Origin of the sequence: Gemmiger formicilis (assembly GCF_900167555.1) — a bacterium.
GTDB classification, from domain to species: domain Bacteria; phylum Bacillota; class Clostridia; order Oscillospirales; family Ruminococcaceae; genus Gemmiger; species Gemmiger formicilis.
Genome location: NZ_FUYF01000008.1, coordinates 82,854 through 99,004, shown reverse-complemented (window position 1 = coordinate 99,004; position 16,151 = coordinate 82,854). Strand labels below are relative to the sequence as shown.

The window sequence follows — 16,151 nt, the reverse complement described above, 5'->3', positions numbered from 1 at the left end:
ATATAGATGTATTATACCATATTCCGCAGCGGATTGCACTAGTGTCCGGCGGATTTTTGCAGTCGAGCTGTAGGGGCCGCACATGTGCGGCCCGCAACCTTGCCATAGATGACCTCTTATGGGATGGCCGCGGGCCGGGCATGCCCGGCCCCTACAACATTGCCGCAAAAAAAGCGCCCGCTCATGCGCATGGCACAAGCGGGCACTTTTCAAATTCAGGGTTACCCCTCTGCCGGGGCGTCGCCGGTATCGTCGAGGTTTTCGGCATCCGGGGCGGCCTCAGCGCCTTCCTCGGGGACGGGCGCTGGCTCGGTGCTCGCGGCATCCGACGTGCCCATTTCCTCGTTCTGCATGTTATCCACAACGGCATCCGTCGGAGCGGGGATCGGCGTGACCTCAACCTGCATATTGCTGTCGCGCAGGGCGGTCAGGTACCACTGGCGGTTCTCGCCGCGGGTAAAGACATAGTCCATATACTTCGTCGGCTCAGTGGGCGCGGTCAGGGACAGCTCACCGGTGGCGTTGTTCGACGACGTCGGCACATAGCCGACGGTCACGATGCGCTGGCCGTCCTTCTTGGTGATCTTTTCCACCGTCGGCGTGTACAGCGCCACCGAACTGGTGACGGGCACCAGATAGGCCTGCTTTTCTTCGTCGTACTGGTAGACGAACTCCGCCGTGCTGAACGTGCCCTCCGTCACCTGGTAGTCCGGCCCGAGCAGGTTGGAGATGTAGGTGTCGATCTCCAGCGCCGGGATCAGGGCCGAGCCGGTGTCGGGGTCGCGCTCGTACTGGTCCAGGCTGCCGCCGCTGTTCTGCACCTGATAGACAGTGCCCCAGATGGCGGCCTGTTTGAAAATGCCCTCGTCCACGCTGTTCACGTCGTCAAAAGCGACGGGGTCCAGCATGACCATACCGTACAGGCGGTCACGGTACTCATTGCGCAGGTCCGTGTCGTCCAGCGCTGCGCGCACAAGCCCGACGATCCAGCCCAGCACGGTGAACAGGCCGATGAGTGCCAGCAGCAGTGCCGCCGCGCCCACGACCTGCCGTGCCAGACGGCGGTTATTGCGGATATGTTCTTCTCTGTAATTTGCCATTGTGGATGTGTTGCTCCTTTTGGGGGATTGAGTGAAAAAGCCCTCCCCGAGAGGAGGGTGGCCCGCAGGGCCGGGTGAGGGGCCGAGCGGCAGCCGCAAGGCTCCCGGGGCGATGACGAGCATCGCCCCCTACACGTAGGGGCGGATTCCATATCCGCCCGCGGAGGTTTCCGCTGCCGCAAACGGGCACGGGCGAGCACTGCTCGCCCCTACATTCTCTGCAAGGGGGAAGGCTGCGTGTGCTTACTTATTCTTATACATCTGCTCGTAATATTTCTGGTAATCGCCGCTGGTGACGTGAGCCATCCAGTCGGGGTGCGCCAGATACCAGTCGATGGTCAGGACGATGCCCTTCTCAAACGGGGTCTCGGGGTACCAGCCCAGATCCTCCTTGATCTTGGTGGGGTCGATACCGTAGCGGCGGTCATGGCCGAGGCGGTCTGCAACGTGGGTGATCAGCTCCTCGCTGATGCCCTCGTCCTTCAGGCGGTCATGCAGCTGGGCAATGACGGTCTTGACGATGAAGATGTTCGGGCGCTCGTTGTGGCCGCCGACGTTGTAGACCTCGCCGTCCTTGCCGCCATTGGCGACCATGTCAATGGCCTTGCAGTGGTCCATAACATACAGCCAGTCGCGGATCTGCATACCGTCGCCGTAGACGGGCAGCGTCTTGTGCTGCTTGGCGTTGTTGATGAGCAGCGGGATCAGCTTCTCGGGGAACTGGTAGGGGCCGTAGTTGTTGGAGCAGCGGGTAATGTTCATCGGCATGCCGTAGGTGTCGTGGAACGCCTTGACGAACATATCGGCGCTGGCCTTGGAGGCAGAGTACGGGCTGTGGGGGCACAGCGGGGTCGTCTCCATGAAATAGCCCTCGGCGCCCAGTGCGCCGTAGACCTCGTCGGTGGAAACCTGCAGGTATTTTTTGCCTTCCTTCCAGGTCTTGGCGGCGGCGTCATACCAGGCATCCTTGCAGCACTGCAGCAGGTTGACCGTGCCCAGCACGTTGCTCTCGACGAAGATCTCGGGGTTCTTGATGCTGCGGTCCACGTGGCTCTCGGCCGCAAAGTTAATGACGTAGTCGGGGTCGTACTTTGCGATCAGGTCGGTCACAAGTGCCTTGTCGCAGATGTCGCCCTGTACAAAGATGTGGCGGGCATCGTCCTCGATGTCCTGCAGATTCTCGAGGTTGCCGGCGTAGGTCAGTTTGTCGAGGTTGACAAGGCGGATGTCCTCATACTTTTCCAGCATGTAGTGGACAAAGTTCGAGCCGATGAAACCGGCGCAGCCGGTCACAAGATAGGTTTTCATATATTAAAGTTCTCCATTCCAGTTTGCAAAAAAGTCCTTGAGGGCGTCCTGCCAGTCGCGCATCTCGTCGCCGACGGTGCAGCGCAGCATCCGGTTTTCCAGTGCGCTCCACGCCGGGCGGCTGGCGCTGGCGGGGTTGGCGGCGGCATACTCGGCGCTGGTCACAGGCTCGACCTTGCAGCTAAGCCCTGCGCCCTGCATGATGGCACAGGCAAAATCATACCAGCTGCAAATGCCGTTGCCGGTGCAGTGGTAGATGCCGTAATCGTGGCTGACAGCCAGCTTGAGAATGTGGTAGGCCAGGTCAACGGCATTCGTCGGGTTGCCCAGCTGGTCATTGACGACGGTGATCTTATCGTGGGTCCGGCCCAGACGGATCATCGTCTTGACGAAGTTTTTGCCGTAGCTGCTGTAGAGCCATGCCGTGCGCACAATGAAGTGCCGACGGCAGAAGCGCTCGACATACTGTTCTCCCAGCAGCTTCGTCTGGCCGTAGGCCGAAATCGGCGCGGGCACGGCGCACTCGTCCAGTGCGACGCCGCCGTTGGCGGTGCCGGGGAACACATAGTCGGTGGAAATGTGGATCAGGCGCGCGTTGACCTTCTCACACGCCAGCGCCAGATTGCGCGGGCCGATGGCGTTGACCTTAAAGGCCGCGTCGCGGGCGGTTTCGCAGCCGTCCACGTTCGTGAAGGCGGCGCAGTTGATGACGGTGTCGGGCTGGTGGCGGCGGATGTAGTTGATGGTGGCCTCACGGTCCGTGATGTCCAGCTCATCGACATCCACCGGGATAACGGTGGCCTTGCGCAGGCGCTCGGGCAGCGGGCCGATGGCGCAGCCCTCCGCGGAAAGCTGGTGCTGCAGCTCGGTGCCCAGCTGCCCGCGGCAGCCGGTAATCAGAATTTTCATGCGTATTCCCCTACTCTATCAGTATTGCAGCTTGTCGTCGGCGACATTCTTCAGATGCTGGCCGTAGGGGGATTTTCCGTAGCGGGCGGCACTTTCCAGCAGCTTTTCCTTGGTGATCCAGCCGTACTTGTAGGCGATCTCCTCGGGGGCAGAAATCTTGATGCCCTGGCGCTGCTCGACGGTCTGCACAAAGGTAGCCGCCTCGACGAGGGAGTCCATCGTGCCGGTGTCGAGCCAGGCGTAGCCGCGGCCCAGCAGCTGGACATCCAGCTTGCCCTGGTCGAGATACATCTGGTTCAGCGTCGTGATCTCCAGTTCTCCGCGGGCGCTGGGCTTGACCTGCTTGGCCATTTTGACAACATCGCTGTTGTAGAAGTACAGGCCCGTGACCGCGTAGTTGCTCTTGGGGTTGGCGGGCTTTTCCTCAATGTCGGTGGCGTGGCCGTCCTTGTCAAACGCGACGACGCCGAAACGCTCGGGGTCGTTGACGTAGTAGCCAAAGACGGTGCTGCGGCCATTGGCAGCGTTGGCGGCGGCATTTTTCAGACGCTTGGAGAAGCCCGCGCCGTAGAAGATGTTGTCGCCCAGGACCATGGCGCAGCAGTCGTCGCCAATGAACTCCTCGCCCAGAATAAACGCCTGGGCCAGGCCGTCGGGGCTGGGCTGGACCTTGTACTGCAGATGCAGGCCGTACTGGCTGCCGTCACCCAGCAGCGCCTCAAAGCGCGGGGTGTCGGTGGGGGTGGAGATGATCAAAATGTCCTGAATGCCCGCCAGCATCAGGGTAGACAGCGGATAGTAGATCATCGGCTTGTCATAGACGGGCAGCAGCTGTTTGGATGTGACCATCGTCAGCGGGTAAAGTCGGGTGCCGGCGCCGCCGGCCAGGATAATACCTTTCATCGTTTACAACTCCTTTTTTATTCTCGGTGCCGTGCGCGCCGCCCATCCCATTGGGGCATAATCTCACACAATACGATTAAGAGTATTATACCGCATTTCGGGGCCGCACGCAAGAGGGGAAATAGAGCGGTTTAAGCCTTCTTCTTCGGGGGAAGGCGCAGCGTGTCGAAAAACCTCCCTCTGCGAGGGAGGTGCCCCGTAGGGGCGGAGGGAGAGAACCTTGCCATAGCCCGAAATATTTCGGGTTGCCGTACAGTTCTCTCCCCCACCCGCTGCGGCGGGAGCCCCCTCTCAGAGGGGGCCAAGGGGTAAGCGCACCTTTTTCGACAGTCTGAGCCTTCCCCTTCGGGGGAAGGCGGCCCCGCAGGGGTCGGATGAGGGCGGACTTCCCGCAAGCTCCCGTGAGCGGGCAGCGTTGGCAGACTTTGCCCTCATCAGCCCGCTCCGCGGGCAGCTTCTCCCGAGGGAGAAGCCTTTTTGCGTGCCCAAATTGTTGCCATTTTGTTACTATTTCTTTGCAATAGCTTGACGAACCCCCTGCGCTGTGCTACAATACAAAAAGAACAAATCACGATGGCACGTTACTGCATCGTTTTCCATACAGATGAAAAGCTGAAATTAAGGAGGCGTTTTCTCGATGAAGCGCTTTTTTTGTGCGGCCTTTTTTGTGGTCGTCGTCGCGCTGCTGGCTGCCTGCGGCGCGCTGAATACATCCTCTGCCGCAGCACAGGCCACGGCCACCCCCACCAGCTCCACCTCCCGCACCCAGAAGTCCGACTCCACCGTCAAGGTGAATGAGACCGCCGCCAAGGTCGAGGTCGTAACCGCGCAGAGCAGCGCGACGCCCAGCGCCACCGCGGCTCCTGCCCCTGCCGAGACCCCGGCCACGGGCGATTTCCCCGTTATGTATCTGGCCGGTGTCGTCGGGCTGATTTTGATCTGCTCTGCCGGTCTTTTGATGCTGCGCAAAATTTGAGCTGTGAACGCCCTGCGGGGCGTTTTTTTGTTTTTAAATAAAGAAGTTGTCCGCCCCCTTGCCTCCCTCTGGGAGGGAGGTGGCCCCGCAGGGCCGGAGGGAGAGAGCCTTGCGGCAGCCCGAAGCATTTCGGGCCGTGACAAGGTTCTCTCCCCCACCGCCTGCGGGCGGAGCCCCCTCCCAGAGGGGGCCAGGAAGCTACGAAAGGAGCCGCCGCCATGCCCAAGCGCTACCGCAAGCTGCGCGGGGATACCGCCTATTACCCCTTTGCAGCCCGCACGGGGCTGCGCGCGCGCCAGCGCCGCCATGTGCGGGTGCTGCGCGGTGCGGGCCTGGCGGCGCTGGCCCTGGCCGCCGTGCTGCTGGTGCGGCAGACGGTTTTCCGCGGCGGGCAGCCGGACGCCCCCGCGGCGGTGCCCACCGTCCCGGCGGTCACGCCCCTGCCCGCCCCCACCCATGTGACTGTGCAGCCGCTGGCCGCGACGCGGGACGCCCTGGCCGACACCCAGCGCGCCGACGCAAGCGCCCACACCACGCCCGAGACAGCAGCAGTCCCTGCCGCAGCCGCAGGCAAAATTCTGCCCCGGTACCGGGCACTCTACGAGAAAAACCCCGACCTCATCGGCTGGCTGCGCATCGACGGGACGGACATCGACCTGCCCGTCGTGCAGACGCCCGGCGACAACGAATACTACCTGCGCCGCGGCTTTGACCGCTTTTACGCCGTGGGCGGCACGCTGTTTCTGGATGAGCGCTGCTCGGTCAGCGCCGACGCGCCGACGGCTAACTGGCTGATCTACGGCCACAATATGCACGATGGTTCGATGTTCGGCCAGCTCGTGCGCTACCGGGACGAAGATTTTTACAAAGCCCACCCGACCTTCACGTTTGACACACTGTACGAGGGCGGCACCTGGCAGGTCGTGGCCGCGGTGGATACCACGCTCGGCGCGGACGCGCTGCCCTACTACACCTTTTTTGACGCCGACACCAAGCTGGACTGGCAGCACCGCGTCAGGGCCATCACCGAAAAGGCACTGTATGACACCGGCGTCATGCCGGAGTACGGCGCGCAGCTGCTGACGCTCTCGACCTGCGGCGACACCCACCCCGACACCGACGCCCGCTTTGCCCTGCTGGCCGTGCGGATCGATTGATTTTGCTCTTGCATTTTCCGGCAGAATCGGCTATGATGTTGCTTGACCCAGTATTATTGATAAAAGGAGTCTGTAATCATGGCAGAATTCACCTATGAAGTTACCGAACGCATCGCCGTTCTTTCCACCAACGCCCGCGGCTGGGAGCGCCAGCTGAACATGGTCAGCTGGAACGGCAACCCGCCGAAGTACGACATCCGCGACTGGTCCCCCGACGGCAGCCGCATGGCCAAGGGCATCAGCCTGACCGAGGAGGAGCTGAAGACCCTGAAGGGCATTCTGGACGACATGGAGCTGTGAGGTTCGTATGCAGGACTATCACGCCGAATTTGTGGAGATCTACAACAAAAACATCACCCGCCCCGGCGCTGACCGCCTGCTGAACTGGCTGGAAACGACGGATTTTTTCACTGCGCCCGCGTCCACCCGCTTTCACGGCGCGTGCGAGTGCGGCCTGGTCATGCACAGCATCAACGTCTACAATGCGATGATGCAGCATTTTTTCACCGAGGGTGAAAGCGCCGAGAGCTACGCCATCTGCGGCCTGCTGCACGACCTGTGCAAGGCGAACTTTTACAAGGTCGGCACCCGCAACGTCAAGAACGACGTTACCGGCCAGTGGGAGAAGGTCCCATTTTATCAGGTGGCTGACCAGCTGCCCTACGGCCACGGCGAGAAAAGCGTGTATTTAATTGAGCATTTCATGCGGCTGAAAACCGCCGAGGCCATCGCCATTCGCTGGCACATGGGCGGCTTTGACGATGCCGTGCGCGGCGGCAGCTTTGCCGTCAGCGACGCCTACAACACCTATCCCCTCGCCGTCAAGCTGCATATCGCCGACCTTACCGCCACCTATCTGATGGAGCAGGGCACAAGCGAGGTCGAGAACGGCCACCCGAAAAGCAAATAACCAACAAAATAAGCGCTGCCGCACGGAAAGTTCTTCCGTGCGGCAGCGCTTTTTCAACTTTTCAACGGGTCAGCTGTCCATGTCCTCAAAGGCTGCCAGCCCCTTCTTCGCCTCGGCTCTGGCGTCGCCGTGTTTGACGAAGCACATCGTCACAAAGCTCAGCGCCACAAACAGCGCGGCATACGGGAACAGCACGCGGTAGTCGATGGCCCGCATCAGGGAGCCCGCCACGATGGGCGTGACGACCTGCGCCGCCATCGAGAAGGTGTAGTAATAGCCGGTGAACTTGCCGATGTCACTGCCGCGGCACATCTCGACGACCATCGGCAGCGAGTTCACGTTGATGGCCGCCCAGGCCAGGCCGACCAGCGCAAACACCACGTACATAATCGGCTGGATCGAGGTGTACATCGTCGTCAGCAGGTAGCCCAGCATAAAGCAGGTCGCCAGCAGCACAATGCCGCACTGAATCGTGCGCTTGCGGCCAATTTTTGCAGCCAGCGCACCAATGGGAATGTATGAGACAATGGCACCCGCCGTTGCCACCAGCAGGCATGTGGACGCGCCGCCCAGGCCCTCGCCCATGACGGCCTCCACGTACTTGGTAAACCACGTCGTAACGCCGTTATATCCGATGAACCACAGCGAAATGGAGAGCAGCAGAAACGCAAGGCTCCGCTTGACCGGCGCAGGCAGGACCTCATGGCCGGCGCCGTCGTCGGCGGCCAGGTTCCACTCGGGGTGGGCTGCCTCGAGCTTCCGGTTTTCCTCCCCGAGCTTCGGCTCCCGGATGGTCAGGTACAAAATTGCCACCGCCGCGACCATGATCATCGAGACGATGAAGAACAGCGGGCGGTAGCTGACATGCCCGACCCCCTTGGTTTTGGACACCGGATACATCAGCGCCGCCAGCCCAAGATACAAAATGCCGCCCACGGCTCCCATCAGGTTGATGATGGCATTTGCACGGCTGCGCAGCGGCTTAGGGGTCACGTCGGGCATCAGCGCCACCGCGGGCGAGCGATAGGTGCCCATGGAAACCAGCAGCAGACCCAGCACTATAATGAACAGCACCAGCGTGCCGGTGCTGGGGTTTGCCGCATAGCGGTCATCCAGCAGTGGGATCAGGTTCATCAAAACGGCCGCCAATGCAGTGCCGCCCACAATGAACGGCATCCGCCGCCCGATGCGAGTGCTGGTCTTGTCGGACAGTGCGCCAAAGAACGGCAGCAAAAACAGCGCCAGTACGTTATCTGCCGCCATAATAGCCCCGGCGAAGGTCTCGTTCAGTTTAAAGGTGTCGGTCAGGATCAGGGTCATCACGCTGTCGTACATCTGCCAGAACGTACAGATCGACAAAAACGCCAGGCCCACCAGAATCGTGCGACGGTTGTTCAGCTTCACGGCAATGCTCCTTCTTGACGGGGCCGTTTCGCCCCGGAATAGGAATATTGTAGCATTGTTTGGTCGTTTTGTCTATAATTACGTGGCGATTGTTTTTTATTTTGCGCGAATTTGACGATTTTTGTGGTAAAAGGGGTCTCCCGCGGCTGATAGGCGCCGGATCATCCTCTGAAATCCAGACATTTCCCATCATACTCACAGATAATTTGCTGTCCGGGAACGATTGTTACCATATAGCCATCTTTTCCGAAATTCAACGCAATGACTTTGCCATCAACCGTATGAAAAAGCTGTATGATTATGTCCGTGGACTTTGGTGTTTTATCAAAATACGTACTTGGCTTTGTATCTTTGGTGATTACCTTGCCATCGTAAAATGTATAGCGCGGATTGTTTTTGTTTGCACTGTCCAAATACGCCAAGACCATGGCGGAAACTCTGCGGCTTGCCGTCCCCGCTTCCACCGTATCCTTTGGGTTCTTTTGCAATGCATTCAGCGCGGCGTTAGAAATTTTGCCTACATTGTCTACCCATTTATTGTTTATGTAGACAGAAAACCTGCAGTTGCTTTTATTGTTTGCGGAGTTGGCAGTAAAACTCTCCGGGTACAGGGCATAGCACTCCGACAAGGCAGCCTGCGACGCTGTCCACACATCTCTTGCCTCCGTTATCACAGCTTTCTTTTTTGCTTTGTCTATATATCCGGTAAGCGATGGTACAAGCAGAGCTGCTAAAACCGCCAGAATTACCAGCACAACAATAAGCTCAACCAATGTGAACCCGCGTTTGCGATTGTTTCTTTCCATGTAAGCCCCTAACAATTTGACGTACTTCCGTTTAATGTCACTCTAACCCATTATACTGATAGCAGATTTGCGAGAAATCGTCAACAAACGTCCCGTTCCTGCATCACAAATTTGTTCCGGCTAGGACTCTGTAAAACTGTTTGGCGTATTGACTTTTACGCAAAACAGGCACAGTATCGTCAGCATAGGAACTCCGCGTGTCGGAAAATAAATCCGCTTTGTCTGCCACACAAAAAAATACCTAAGCCGCTAAAAGGCTTAGGTATAAGGAATGCCGGTGATGGGGGTCGAACCCATACGGTGTCACCACCAACGGATTTTGAGTCGCCCCAAATGAGCGGAAATATGCGGTGTTTTTAGGAATTTCAAGGAACTTATTTTCTGCTCTTCTTCAACGAAAAGATGCCGCATTACGGCATAATTTTCAATTTTCGAACGCACTCTCGATTGAAAAGCTGGCAGACCCAACGGAATCGAAAATTGTTCTTACATTGTGGACAATCTTTCAAAAATGGCAGACCAAAAACTATTGCATTCGGAAAATAAAAGCACATAAAAAACGGCAGTACCCAATAGCGGACATTTTTCTACTATCTAACGGTTTGGCGACCCGCTATTATTCAAAAACTGTCATTCTGCCACTTTGTTACACTTGTCAAAACTATCCAAGGGGAAACTGTATCTTTTTATAGGAATGGGCTGCGGCGCGTTCCTCTCCCCCACACCCCCTCTCCAGCTGGCTGAAGAAACAGCCAACTGAAAAAGAGAATATCGGCTCTTATAAGCATCTTACCTGTCCACAGGCAAGGTGCTTTTTTAATTTCAAAAATCGGAGGTCATCATGGGCAAATATCAAAAGAACATCGAGGCTGCGCGGCGAATCAGCGTAGTGCAGTATCTCGAAACCTATCACCCCGGCGAACTGGTTCGCAAAACGGACAAGGAGTATTGCACCAAGACGCACAGCAGCCTTGTTATCACGCCTGCAAATGGGCTGTTTCACTGGTTTTCGCAGAGCAAAGGTGGCAACAATGCACTCGACTATCTGGTAAAGGTCGAGGGCATGGATTTTGTCTCAGCGGTACGGTTGCTGAACGAAATGACACCGATGCCGGTCTCTGTTCAGACGGTTAAGGCAGCACCTGTGCAGCAGCAGACATCCCGCCCCTTTGTGCTGCCGCCTGCTGACAGGAACACCGAAGCTGCAACGGCCTATCTGTTGCACCGCGGTATCAGTCCGAAGGTACTGCGTTATTGCGTGAACAGCGGTATCCTGTACCAAACTACGCGCGGCAACTACCGCAACTGCGTTTTTGTGGGCAAAGATGAAAACGGCGTACCGCGCTCTGCTTTTCAGCGCGGTTGTCAAGGCAGCTTTCGCGGAGATGTCGCGGGCAGCCAAAAACAGTATGGCTTTCTGATTCCCGCCGAATCGGAAAACTGCGATACCGTAGAGATCTACGAAGCCCCCATTGATGCTATGTCCGGCGCAACGCTGCGGCAGTACAAACATGATTCCCCGTGGCGCAGTGTCCACTACTTGGCGCTGGGCGGGTTGAACCATCAGCCGATTGACTACTTCTTGCAGCAGCATCCCGAAGTAAAGCGCGTGTCGCTTTGCTTTGACCGTGACGACCCCGGACGAAACTTCACAAAAATTGTTGCGAAACGGCTTGCAGAACGCGGATATATCGTACAGGACACGCCCCCGGCCATAGGCAAGGATTATAACGACTATCTGCTGGCGGCTCGTAGACTTATCAGCATGGAACGGTAAAGGAGCGGAACATGAAAACTATTGCAGTTGCAAACCAAAAAGGCGGTGTGGGCAAAACGACCACCACAGTAAACCTCGGCACAGCACTTGCGGCTATGGGCTACAAGGTGCTGTTGGTGGACGCCGACCCGCAGGGCGATTTGAGCAGCTATCTCGGCTATGAGGGCACCGAAAACGGCGCAACAATCAGCGACCTAATGGAATCGGTTATCAAGGACGAAAAGCCGCCAGAAGTAGTAATTCACCATGAAGAAAAGGTGGATTTCATTCCTTCCGACATTGGTCTGTCCGATATGGAAGTGAGCCTTGTAAACGTTATGGCGCACGAGAAAATCATGGAACAGGCATTGGAGCCGTTCAAGGATAAATACGACTACTGCTTGATCGACTGTATGCCCTCGCTGGGCATCATCACCGTAGCATCGCTTGTTGCGGCTGACAGGGTGTTGATTCCTGTGCAGGCGCAGCATTTCGCCCTCAAAGGTCTGGTGTCCCTGTTCAAATCCGTCAACCAAGTGAAGCGCCGTATCAATTCCCGGCTGGATGTTGACGGCATTGTGCTGACGATGGTGGACAAGCGCACCAACCTTTCCAAAGATGTGTGTGCTGCCCTGCGCAGCGCCTACGGTCACGCGCTGAAAATTTACCGTGCAGAAATCCCGGTCAGTACGCGCACAGCAGAAAGCGCCGCCAGTACACATAGCGTGCTGACCTACGATGCCAACGGCCCGGCCAGTTTGGCATACAAAGCGCTTGCCAAGGAGGTGACGGAGAATGAGAGAGTACGGCAGCAACATCAATCTGCCCTCGCTCGATAATCTGTTTTCGAGTGAGCAGGAACGGCAGGATGCAAAGCTGGAGAAAATCCAAATTTTGCCACTGACGGAACTACATCCCTTTCGGAATCACCCTTTTCAAGTTCGTGACGATGACGAGATGGACAAAATGGTGGACAGTGTCAAGGAATACGGTGTCATGACCCCGGCCATTGTCCGCCCCCGGAAAGATGGTGGGTATGAAATTGTAGCTGGCCACCGTCGCTGCCATGCCAGTCAGCGGGCTGGCGTGGAGACTATGCCCTGCATCGTGCGGGATATGGACGATGATACTGCTATTATTCTGATGGTGGACAGTAACTGCCAACGAGAGCATATTCTACCGAGTGAAAAGGCGAAAGCGTATCAGATGAAGCTGGAAGCTGTAAAGAGAAAGGCCGGTAGACCGTCAAAAAATAATTCGGCCCAAGTTGGGCCGAATTTATGGGCTTCTGAAAAAGTTGCAGCTGATGCAGGAGAAAGTAGGTCACAGGTAAAAAGATTTATTGCATTGAACAACCTCACGCCAGCTTTAATGCAGATGGTAGATGAGGGCCGTCTGAAAACGACTCCCGCCGTAGAACTTAGCTACCTTACCCCCGAAGAACAAGAGGACTTCCTCTCTTACATGGAATCCGAGGGTTGCACACCATCACTGTCACAGGCGCAAAAGCTCAAAGAAGCCAGCAAGGAAAGCGTACTGACACCAGAAAAAATCCAGCATATTATGGCCGCCAAGCCGCCAAGTGTAAAGCCGCGTGACCCGCAGCTTATGATTCCCGTTGCAAAAGTTGAACGCTATTTCCCCAAAGGATTTACGAGCGACCAGATGCAGCAGGTTATCGTAAAACTGCTGGAAAACTATGCCCGCGCCCAGCAGCACGGCAGCAGATGAGGGGGACACCGATGACGAGATTATTAGTTGTTGAACCCAGCTACTGCCCTTATCAAGCGGGTTTTTCCAGTGCGGCGACTGCGGTTTCCGAGGTAATCGAGGGTGAAAGCCAAATTCTAAAACCGTTTGGCACACCTCGCATCGGGCTGATATGCAGCAAAGCCCAAAGCCGACTGAAATATAACAGACAGGTCAATGACGAGGGCGTGACTGTTCGTGGGCGCTTTCTCGTTTGCGGACTAAATGGCGATAAGGTCATAGGGCTATCCAAGGATCAGGCAGACCGATACAGCCGACTACTTTTTCTCCCGCAAGTCGCGGATATGGCAAGCGATGAACTGCCCGCTGCCAAAGTGCGACCACAGGACGAGCGCTATGGAGGTAAATTGTCTTTTTGGGAAAGACTTGAACGATGATGATCATCTCCATCATTTATCTTAAAATCTCCGTCAGAATACAAAATGATGGAGATAATTAGCTGTTTGGAAAAGAGTGGGCAATAATCATTTATTGATTTTTCCATGACAATTCGATATAATACAATCAGGGGTGAGAAAATGATACTGCAATATTTTGTTACAGAAACAGCAACCGAACGAAAAATCCCCATTGAAATAGATCGTGCCACAGACGCTGACCTTGCCGGTACAAAATCCTGCTGGCAAACGGATTGGACAAGCGAATTTATCGGTGACCCGGATTTAGAGAAATACGCAGCCAAAACCGAGGATGGAGAAATCGTTGCTTTGGGTGCATATCGTGAAACGCCGGAGAGCATGTTTGTTTATATCGAATATATTGAAAGCCACCCCGACAGCAATCCCACACTGGTTTCGCATCGAAAATATGTCGATATTGGGCGGATGATGATTGCTTTTGGCATTCAGCTTTCTATCGACAGTGGAAAAAATGGCGTTGTAACCTTTGAAGCAAAAACTGATGAATTGGCCAGACATTATATAAGTGATTTTGGTGCGGTCCGCATTTTCTCAAAGCAGTCTGGCGGTCCTATTATGTTGATGATCGCGGATAATGCTGCACTTACAATATTTAACACTTATCTTTCATAAAAGGAGGTCACGTATGAACGAGCATATTGACATTGAAGTGAAGCGTATGTCCAAAGAAAGCATCGAAATGCTGAACAATTTAAGTGCTGTATGCAAGCGATACGGCATCAATTACTATCGTGCGACGCAGGAAATGCGGGATCTCTTGGATACGATTGCACTGCATGAATACCAACTGCAAAAGGCGCGTGAACAAGGCTTGACCCGTTCCTCGGTTCCTCCGTTCATGGGCATCAAGCGCAGCGAACGCAGCAATAATCGTCCCGCCTAAAACCGAATTAGTATTCACACAAGGCTCTGTACAAATTTGTACAGGGTCTTTTTTATTGAGGTAAACCAAATGGGAAATTCTGATAACGTAATTGGCTACATCGAATATCTTAGTGATGATGGAAAAATAATCGGATATGTTACTCCCTTTACAGATGTAGACAAGTTTAGAAAGGAAATCTTGAAAGCCGCTGAGGTTGGTATGCCGATTACCCCGGTTGTGTTCCCGGATAAGATGGACAAGCCATTGGAATTGCCGCGGGACATCTATTGGCCGGGCGGCTTTCGTAAAGAAAAGAGACAGACTTACCCTTATGAGATATACCAAACCAGTAACCGTAATTTCGTTTTCAGAAACTATGCTTATGCGAAAACCCGTATGAAGGCTGCGGATTATAAACTCGTTTATAGTGGACGGATGGAACGCTGGGATGAGCCTGAAGATATTTATATAGCGCATAACCAAGGCAACCGTCCCAATGCTCAAAAGATGCGTTCTGTTTCCATCAGTGATATTATTGTGATCCACAACAGGAGAGAAACACAGGCTTTCTATGTAGATGAATATGGTTATCGTTAGGTTGATTATCTATTGCCGGAGTTAGAGAATTTGAAACAATCAGAACCGGAACCTTATGAACGATGAGGAGTAGTAAATGGCAAAATATGAAAGTATCCGTGCACTTGCCAAAAAGCAACTGCAAGCCGTCACGGAGAGCAGCGACCGCTGGAAAGCATTTTTGCAGACAGCGGCCATTGCTTATAATTATAGTTTCCCGAACCAGCTTTTGATTCACGAACAAAGCCCCACCGCCACAGCCGTGGCCGACATAGCTTACTGGAATAATAATGCGGGTCGCTGGGTCAAGCGCGGCGCACACGGTATCGCGGTATTTGACACGCGGGCAAATTCTTCCCGGCTGCGGTATCTGTTTGACATTTCCGATACCATCCCCCGTGCGGAGGTCCCCGACGCGCTGCCGTGGGTCATTACAGACCAGAACTGGCGGCCTGTTTGGGATAAAATCGTAGCGGATAATCACGCTGACAGCATCCAGAGCGCCCTACTCATGCTCTCTACATCCTGCGTTGCCCAGCGCAGCGCCATGTTCACAACCGCACTGGGAAAAGCCATAGACGGCAGCAGCTTACAGTGGGCCAAGCCGGACGAACAGCGGCAGCTATTTATACAGCTTATCACCCAAAGCTGTCTGTATATGGCCGCGCTGCGGTGCGGCGTGGATACTGCGCGGCTGGACCTGTCTGCCCTTGAGTCTGTGAACCAGTTTGATACAAACCGCATCACTCTGTGTTTGGGCAGCGCTTGCCAACAGGCGGCACGGCCTCTCATGCAGCAGATCGGAAGCATCACGAGAGAAATTGACAGTGTTGCACGCGCCGAAAAAGTCCGCTATTATGGTGACAAACAGGAAGAAACCAATAACACCAAGGAGGTCAACAATGGAGTACATGATGGTGAACGGCTACCAAATCCCGGCGCTGACGCTGAACGAGCCGCCGATGCCGGAAATCGGCAAGTACGGCAGCCTGCGGCGGAAATTCCTGCTGGAGAACGCGCCGATGGTGTTCGACGAGATGCTGTTGGAGGGAACGCTGTACCCGCATCTGGCGGAGATGGACAACGCAGTACACCGGCAAATCGAGCAGACGATGCAGACGCTGATGCAGCAGAGCACCGCCCCGAACCGGCAGACAGACCCGATGGGCTGGACGCAGTGGATGAACGCCTTGCAGAGCCAAGCCGAGGAACCGGCGATGCAGCAGATTTACAGCCTGTAATACAAGAACCCCAAGCGGAGAGCGATACCACGCCCTCCGCTTTTTCTGTAC

Annotated in this window: 18 protein-coding genes; 12 read left to right on the top strand and 6 right to left on the bottom strand. The window is 55.6% G+C overall.

The genetic code is table 11. The features are described 5' to 3' along the window. Positions 1 to 221: 221 nt before the first annotated feature. The 4 genes from B5D32_RS08565 to rfbA form a co-directional block, all read right to left on the bottom strand. A complete protein-coding gene (locus B5D32_RS08565) occupies positions 222 to 1,100 on the bottom strand; it encodes a hypothetical protein (protein WP_078784641.1) in 879 nt (292 codons plus the stop codon). Between the two features lie 243 nt (positions 1,101 to 1,343). After that, a complete protein-coding gene (gene rfbB, locus B5D32_RS08560; protein WP_078784640.1) occupies positions 1,344 to 2,408 on the bottom strand; it encodes a dTDP-glucose 4,6-dehydratase in 1,065 nt (354 codons plus the stop codon). 3 nt (positions 2,409 to 2,411) lie between these two features. Next, a complete protein-coding gene (gene rfbD / locus B5D32_RS08555) occupies positions 2,412 to 3,317 on the bottom strand; it encodes a dTDP-4-dehydrorhamnose reductase (protein WP_078784639.1) in 906 nt (301 codons plus the stop codon). Between the two features lie 18 nt (positions 3,318 to 3,335). After that, positions 3,336 to 4,220: a glucose-1-phosphate thymidylyltransferase RfbA gene (gene rfbA, locus B5D32_RS08550; protein WP_078784638.1), complete on the bottom strand. Its 885-nt coding sequence runs from the start codon at positions 4,218 to 4,220 to the stop codon at positions 3,336 to 3,338. Positions 4,221 to 4,857: 637 nt separating this feature from the next. On the opposite strand from rfbA, the gene B5D32_RS08545 reads away from it, so the two are divergent. The 4 genes from B5D32_RS08545 to B5D32_RS08530 all read left to right on the top strand — a co-directional run bounded on the left by B5D32_RS08545 (position 4,858) and on the right by B5D32_RS08530 (position 7,263). Next, positions 4,858 to 5,196, top strand: coding sequence for a hypothetical protein (locus B5D32_RS08545; RefSeq protein ID WP_078784637.1), 339 nt, complete (start codon positions 4,858 to 4,860; stop codon positions 5,194 to 5,196). 218 nt (positions 5,197 to 5,414) lie between these two features. Then, a complete protein-coding gene (locus B5D32_RS08540) occupies positions 5,415 to 6,353 on the top strand; it encodes a class B sortase (protein WP_078784636.1) in 939 nt (312 codons plus the stop codon). 78 nt (positions 6,354 to 6,431) lie between these two features. After that, positions 6,432 to 6,653, top strand: a complete 222-nt coding sequence (locus tag B5D32_RS08535; RefSeq protein WP_078784635.1) for a YdbC family protein — start codon at positions 6,432 to 6,434, stop codon at positions 6,651 to 6,653. A gap of 7 nt (positions 6,654 to 6,660) precedes the next feature. Beyond that, positions 6,661 to 7,263: a hydrolase gene (locus B5D32_RS08530; RefSeq protein ID WP_078784634.1), complete on the top strand. Its 603-nt coding sequence runs from the start codon at positions 6,661 to 6,663 to the stop codon at positions 7,261 to 7,263. A gap of 69 nt (positions 7,264 to 7,332) precedes the next feature. Here B5D32_RS08530 and B5D32_RS08525 read toward each other — a convergent pair whose 3' ends face one another. Together B5D32_RS08525 and B5D32_RS08520 are read right to left on the bottom strand one after the other, a co-directional pair. Then, positions 7,333 to 8,667 (bottom strand): MFS transporter, encoded by a 1,335-nt coding sequence (locus tag B5D32_RS08525; protein WP_078784633.1) that lies wholly within the window; start codon positions 8,665 to 8,667, stop codon positions 7,333 to 7,335. 161 nt (positions 8,668 to 8,828) lie between these two features. Further along, on the bottom strand, positions 8,829 to 9,473 hold the full coding sequence (locus B5D32_RS08520; protein ID WP_078784632.1) for a type II secretion system protein: 645 nt from the start codon (positions 9,471 to 9,473) through the stop codon (positions 8,829 to 8,831). Between the two features lie 841 nt (positions 9,474 to 10,314). Between B5D32_RS08520 and B5D32_RS08515 the strand changes: the two genes are divergently transcribed. The 8 genes from B5D32_RS08515 to B5D32_RS08480 all read left to right on the top strand — a co-directional run bounded on the left by B5D32_RS08515 (position 10,315) and on the right by B5D32_RS08480 (position 16,100). Then, positions 10,315 to 11,250: a DUF3991 and TOPRIM domain-containing protein gene (locus tag B5D32_RS08515; protein WP_078784631.1), complete on the top strand. Its 936-nt coding sequence runs from the start codon at positions 10,315 to 10,317 to the stop codon at positions 11,248 to 11,250. An 11-nt stretch (positions 11,251 to 11,261) separates the two neighbouring features. Next, positions 11,262 to 12,068, top strand: a complete 807-nt coding sequence (locus B5D32_RS08510) for a ParA family protein (RefSeq protein WP_078784630.1) — start codon at positions 11,262 to 11,264, stop codon at positions 12,066 to 12,068. Then, positions 12,025 to 12,960, top strand: coding sequence for a ParB/RepB/Spo0J family partition protein (locus B5D32_RS08505; protein ID WP_078784629.1), 936 nt, complete (start codon positions 12,025 to 12,027; stop codon positions 12,958 to 12,960). The genes B5D32_RS08510 and B5D32_RS08505 overlap by 44 nt, the downstream gene beginning before the upstream one ends. A gap of 11 nt (positions 12,961 to 12,971) precedes the next feature. Beyond that, the gene (locus B5D32_RS08500) at positions 12,972 to 13,376 is read left to right on the top strand and encodes a DUF3846 domain-containing protein (protein ID WP_078784628.1); all 405 of its coding nucleotides are present in this window, start codon (positions 12,972 to 12,974) and stop codon (positions 13,374 to 13,376) included. A gap of 141 nt (positions 13,377 to 13,517) precedes the next feature. Beyond that, positions 13,518 to 14,030: a hypothetical protein gene (locus B5D32_RS08495; RefSeq protein WP_078784627.1), complete on the top strand. Its 513-nt coding sequence runs from the start codon at positions 13,518 to 13,520 to the stop codon at positions 14,028 to 14,030. Positions 14,031 to 14,043: 13 nt separating this feature from the next. Continuing rightward, complete coding sequence (locus tag B5D32_RS08490; protein WP_078784626.1) at positions 14,044 to 14,301, top strand: hypothetical protein; 258 nt, start codon at positions 14,044 to 14,046, stop codon at positions 14,299 to 14,301. Positions 14,302 to 14,370: 69 nt separating this feature from the next. Next, positions 14,371 to 14,880 carry a YodL domain-containing protein gene (locus B5D32_RS08485; RefSeq protein ID WP_078784625.1) on the top strand — a complete coding sequence of 170 codons (510 nt, stop codon included), beginning with the start codon at positions 14,371 to 14,373 and terminating at the stop codon, positions 14,878 to 14,880. Between the two features lie 881 nt (positions 14,881 to 15,761). Then, positions 15,762 to 16,100, top strand: a complete 339-nt coding sequence (locus B5D32_RS08480) for a TnpV protein (RefSeq protein WP_078784624.1) — start codon at positions 15,762 to 15,764, stop codon at positions 16,098 to 16,100. The last annotated feature ends 51 nt before the right edge of the window (positions 16,101 to 16,151 follow it).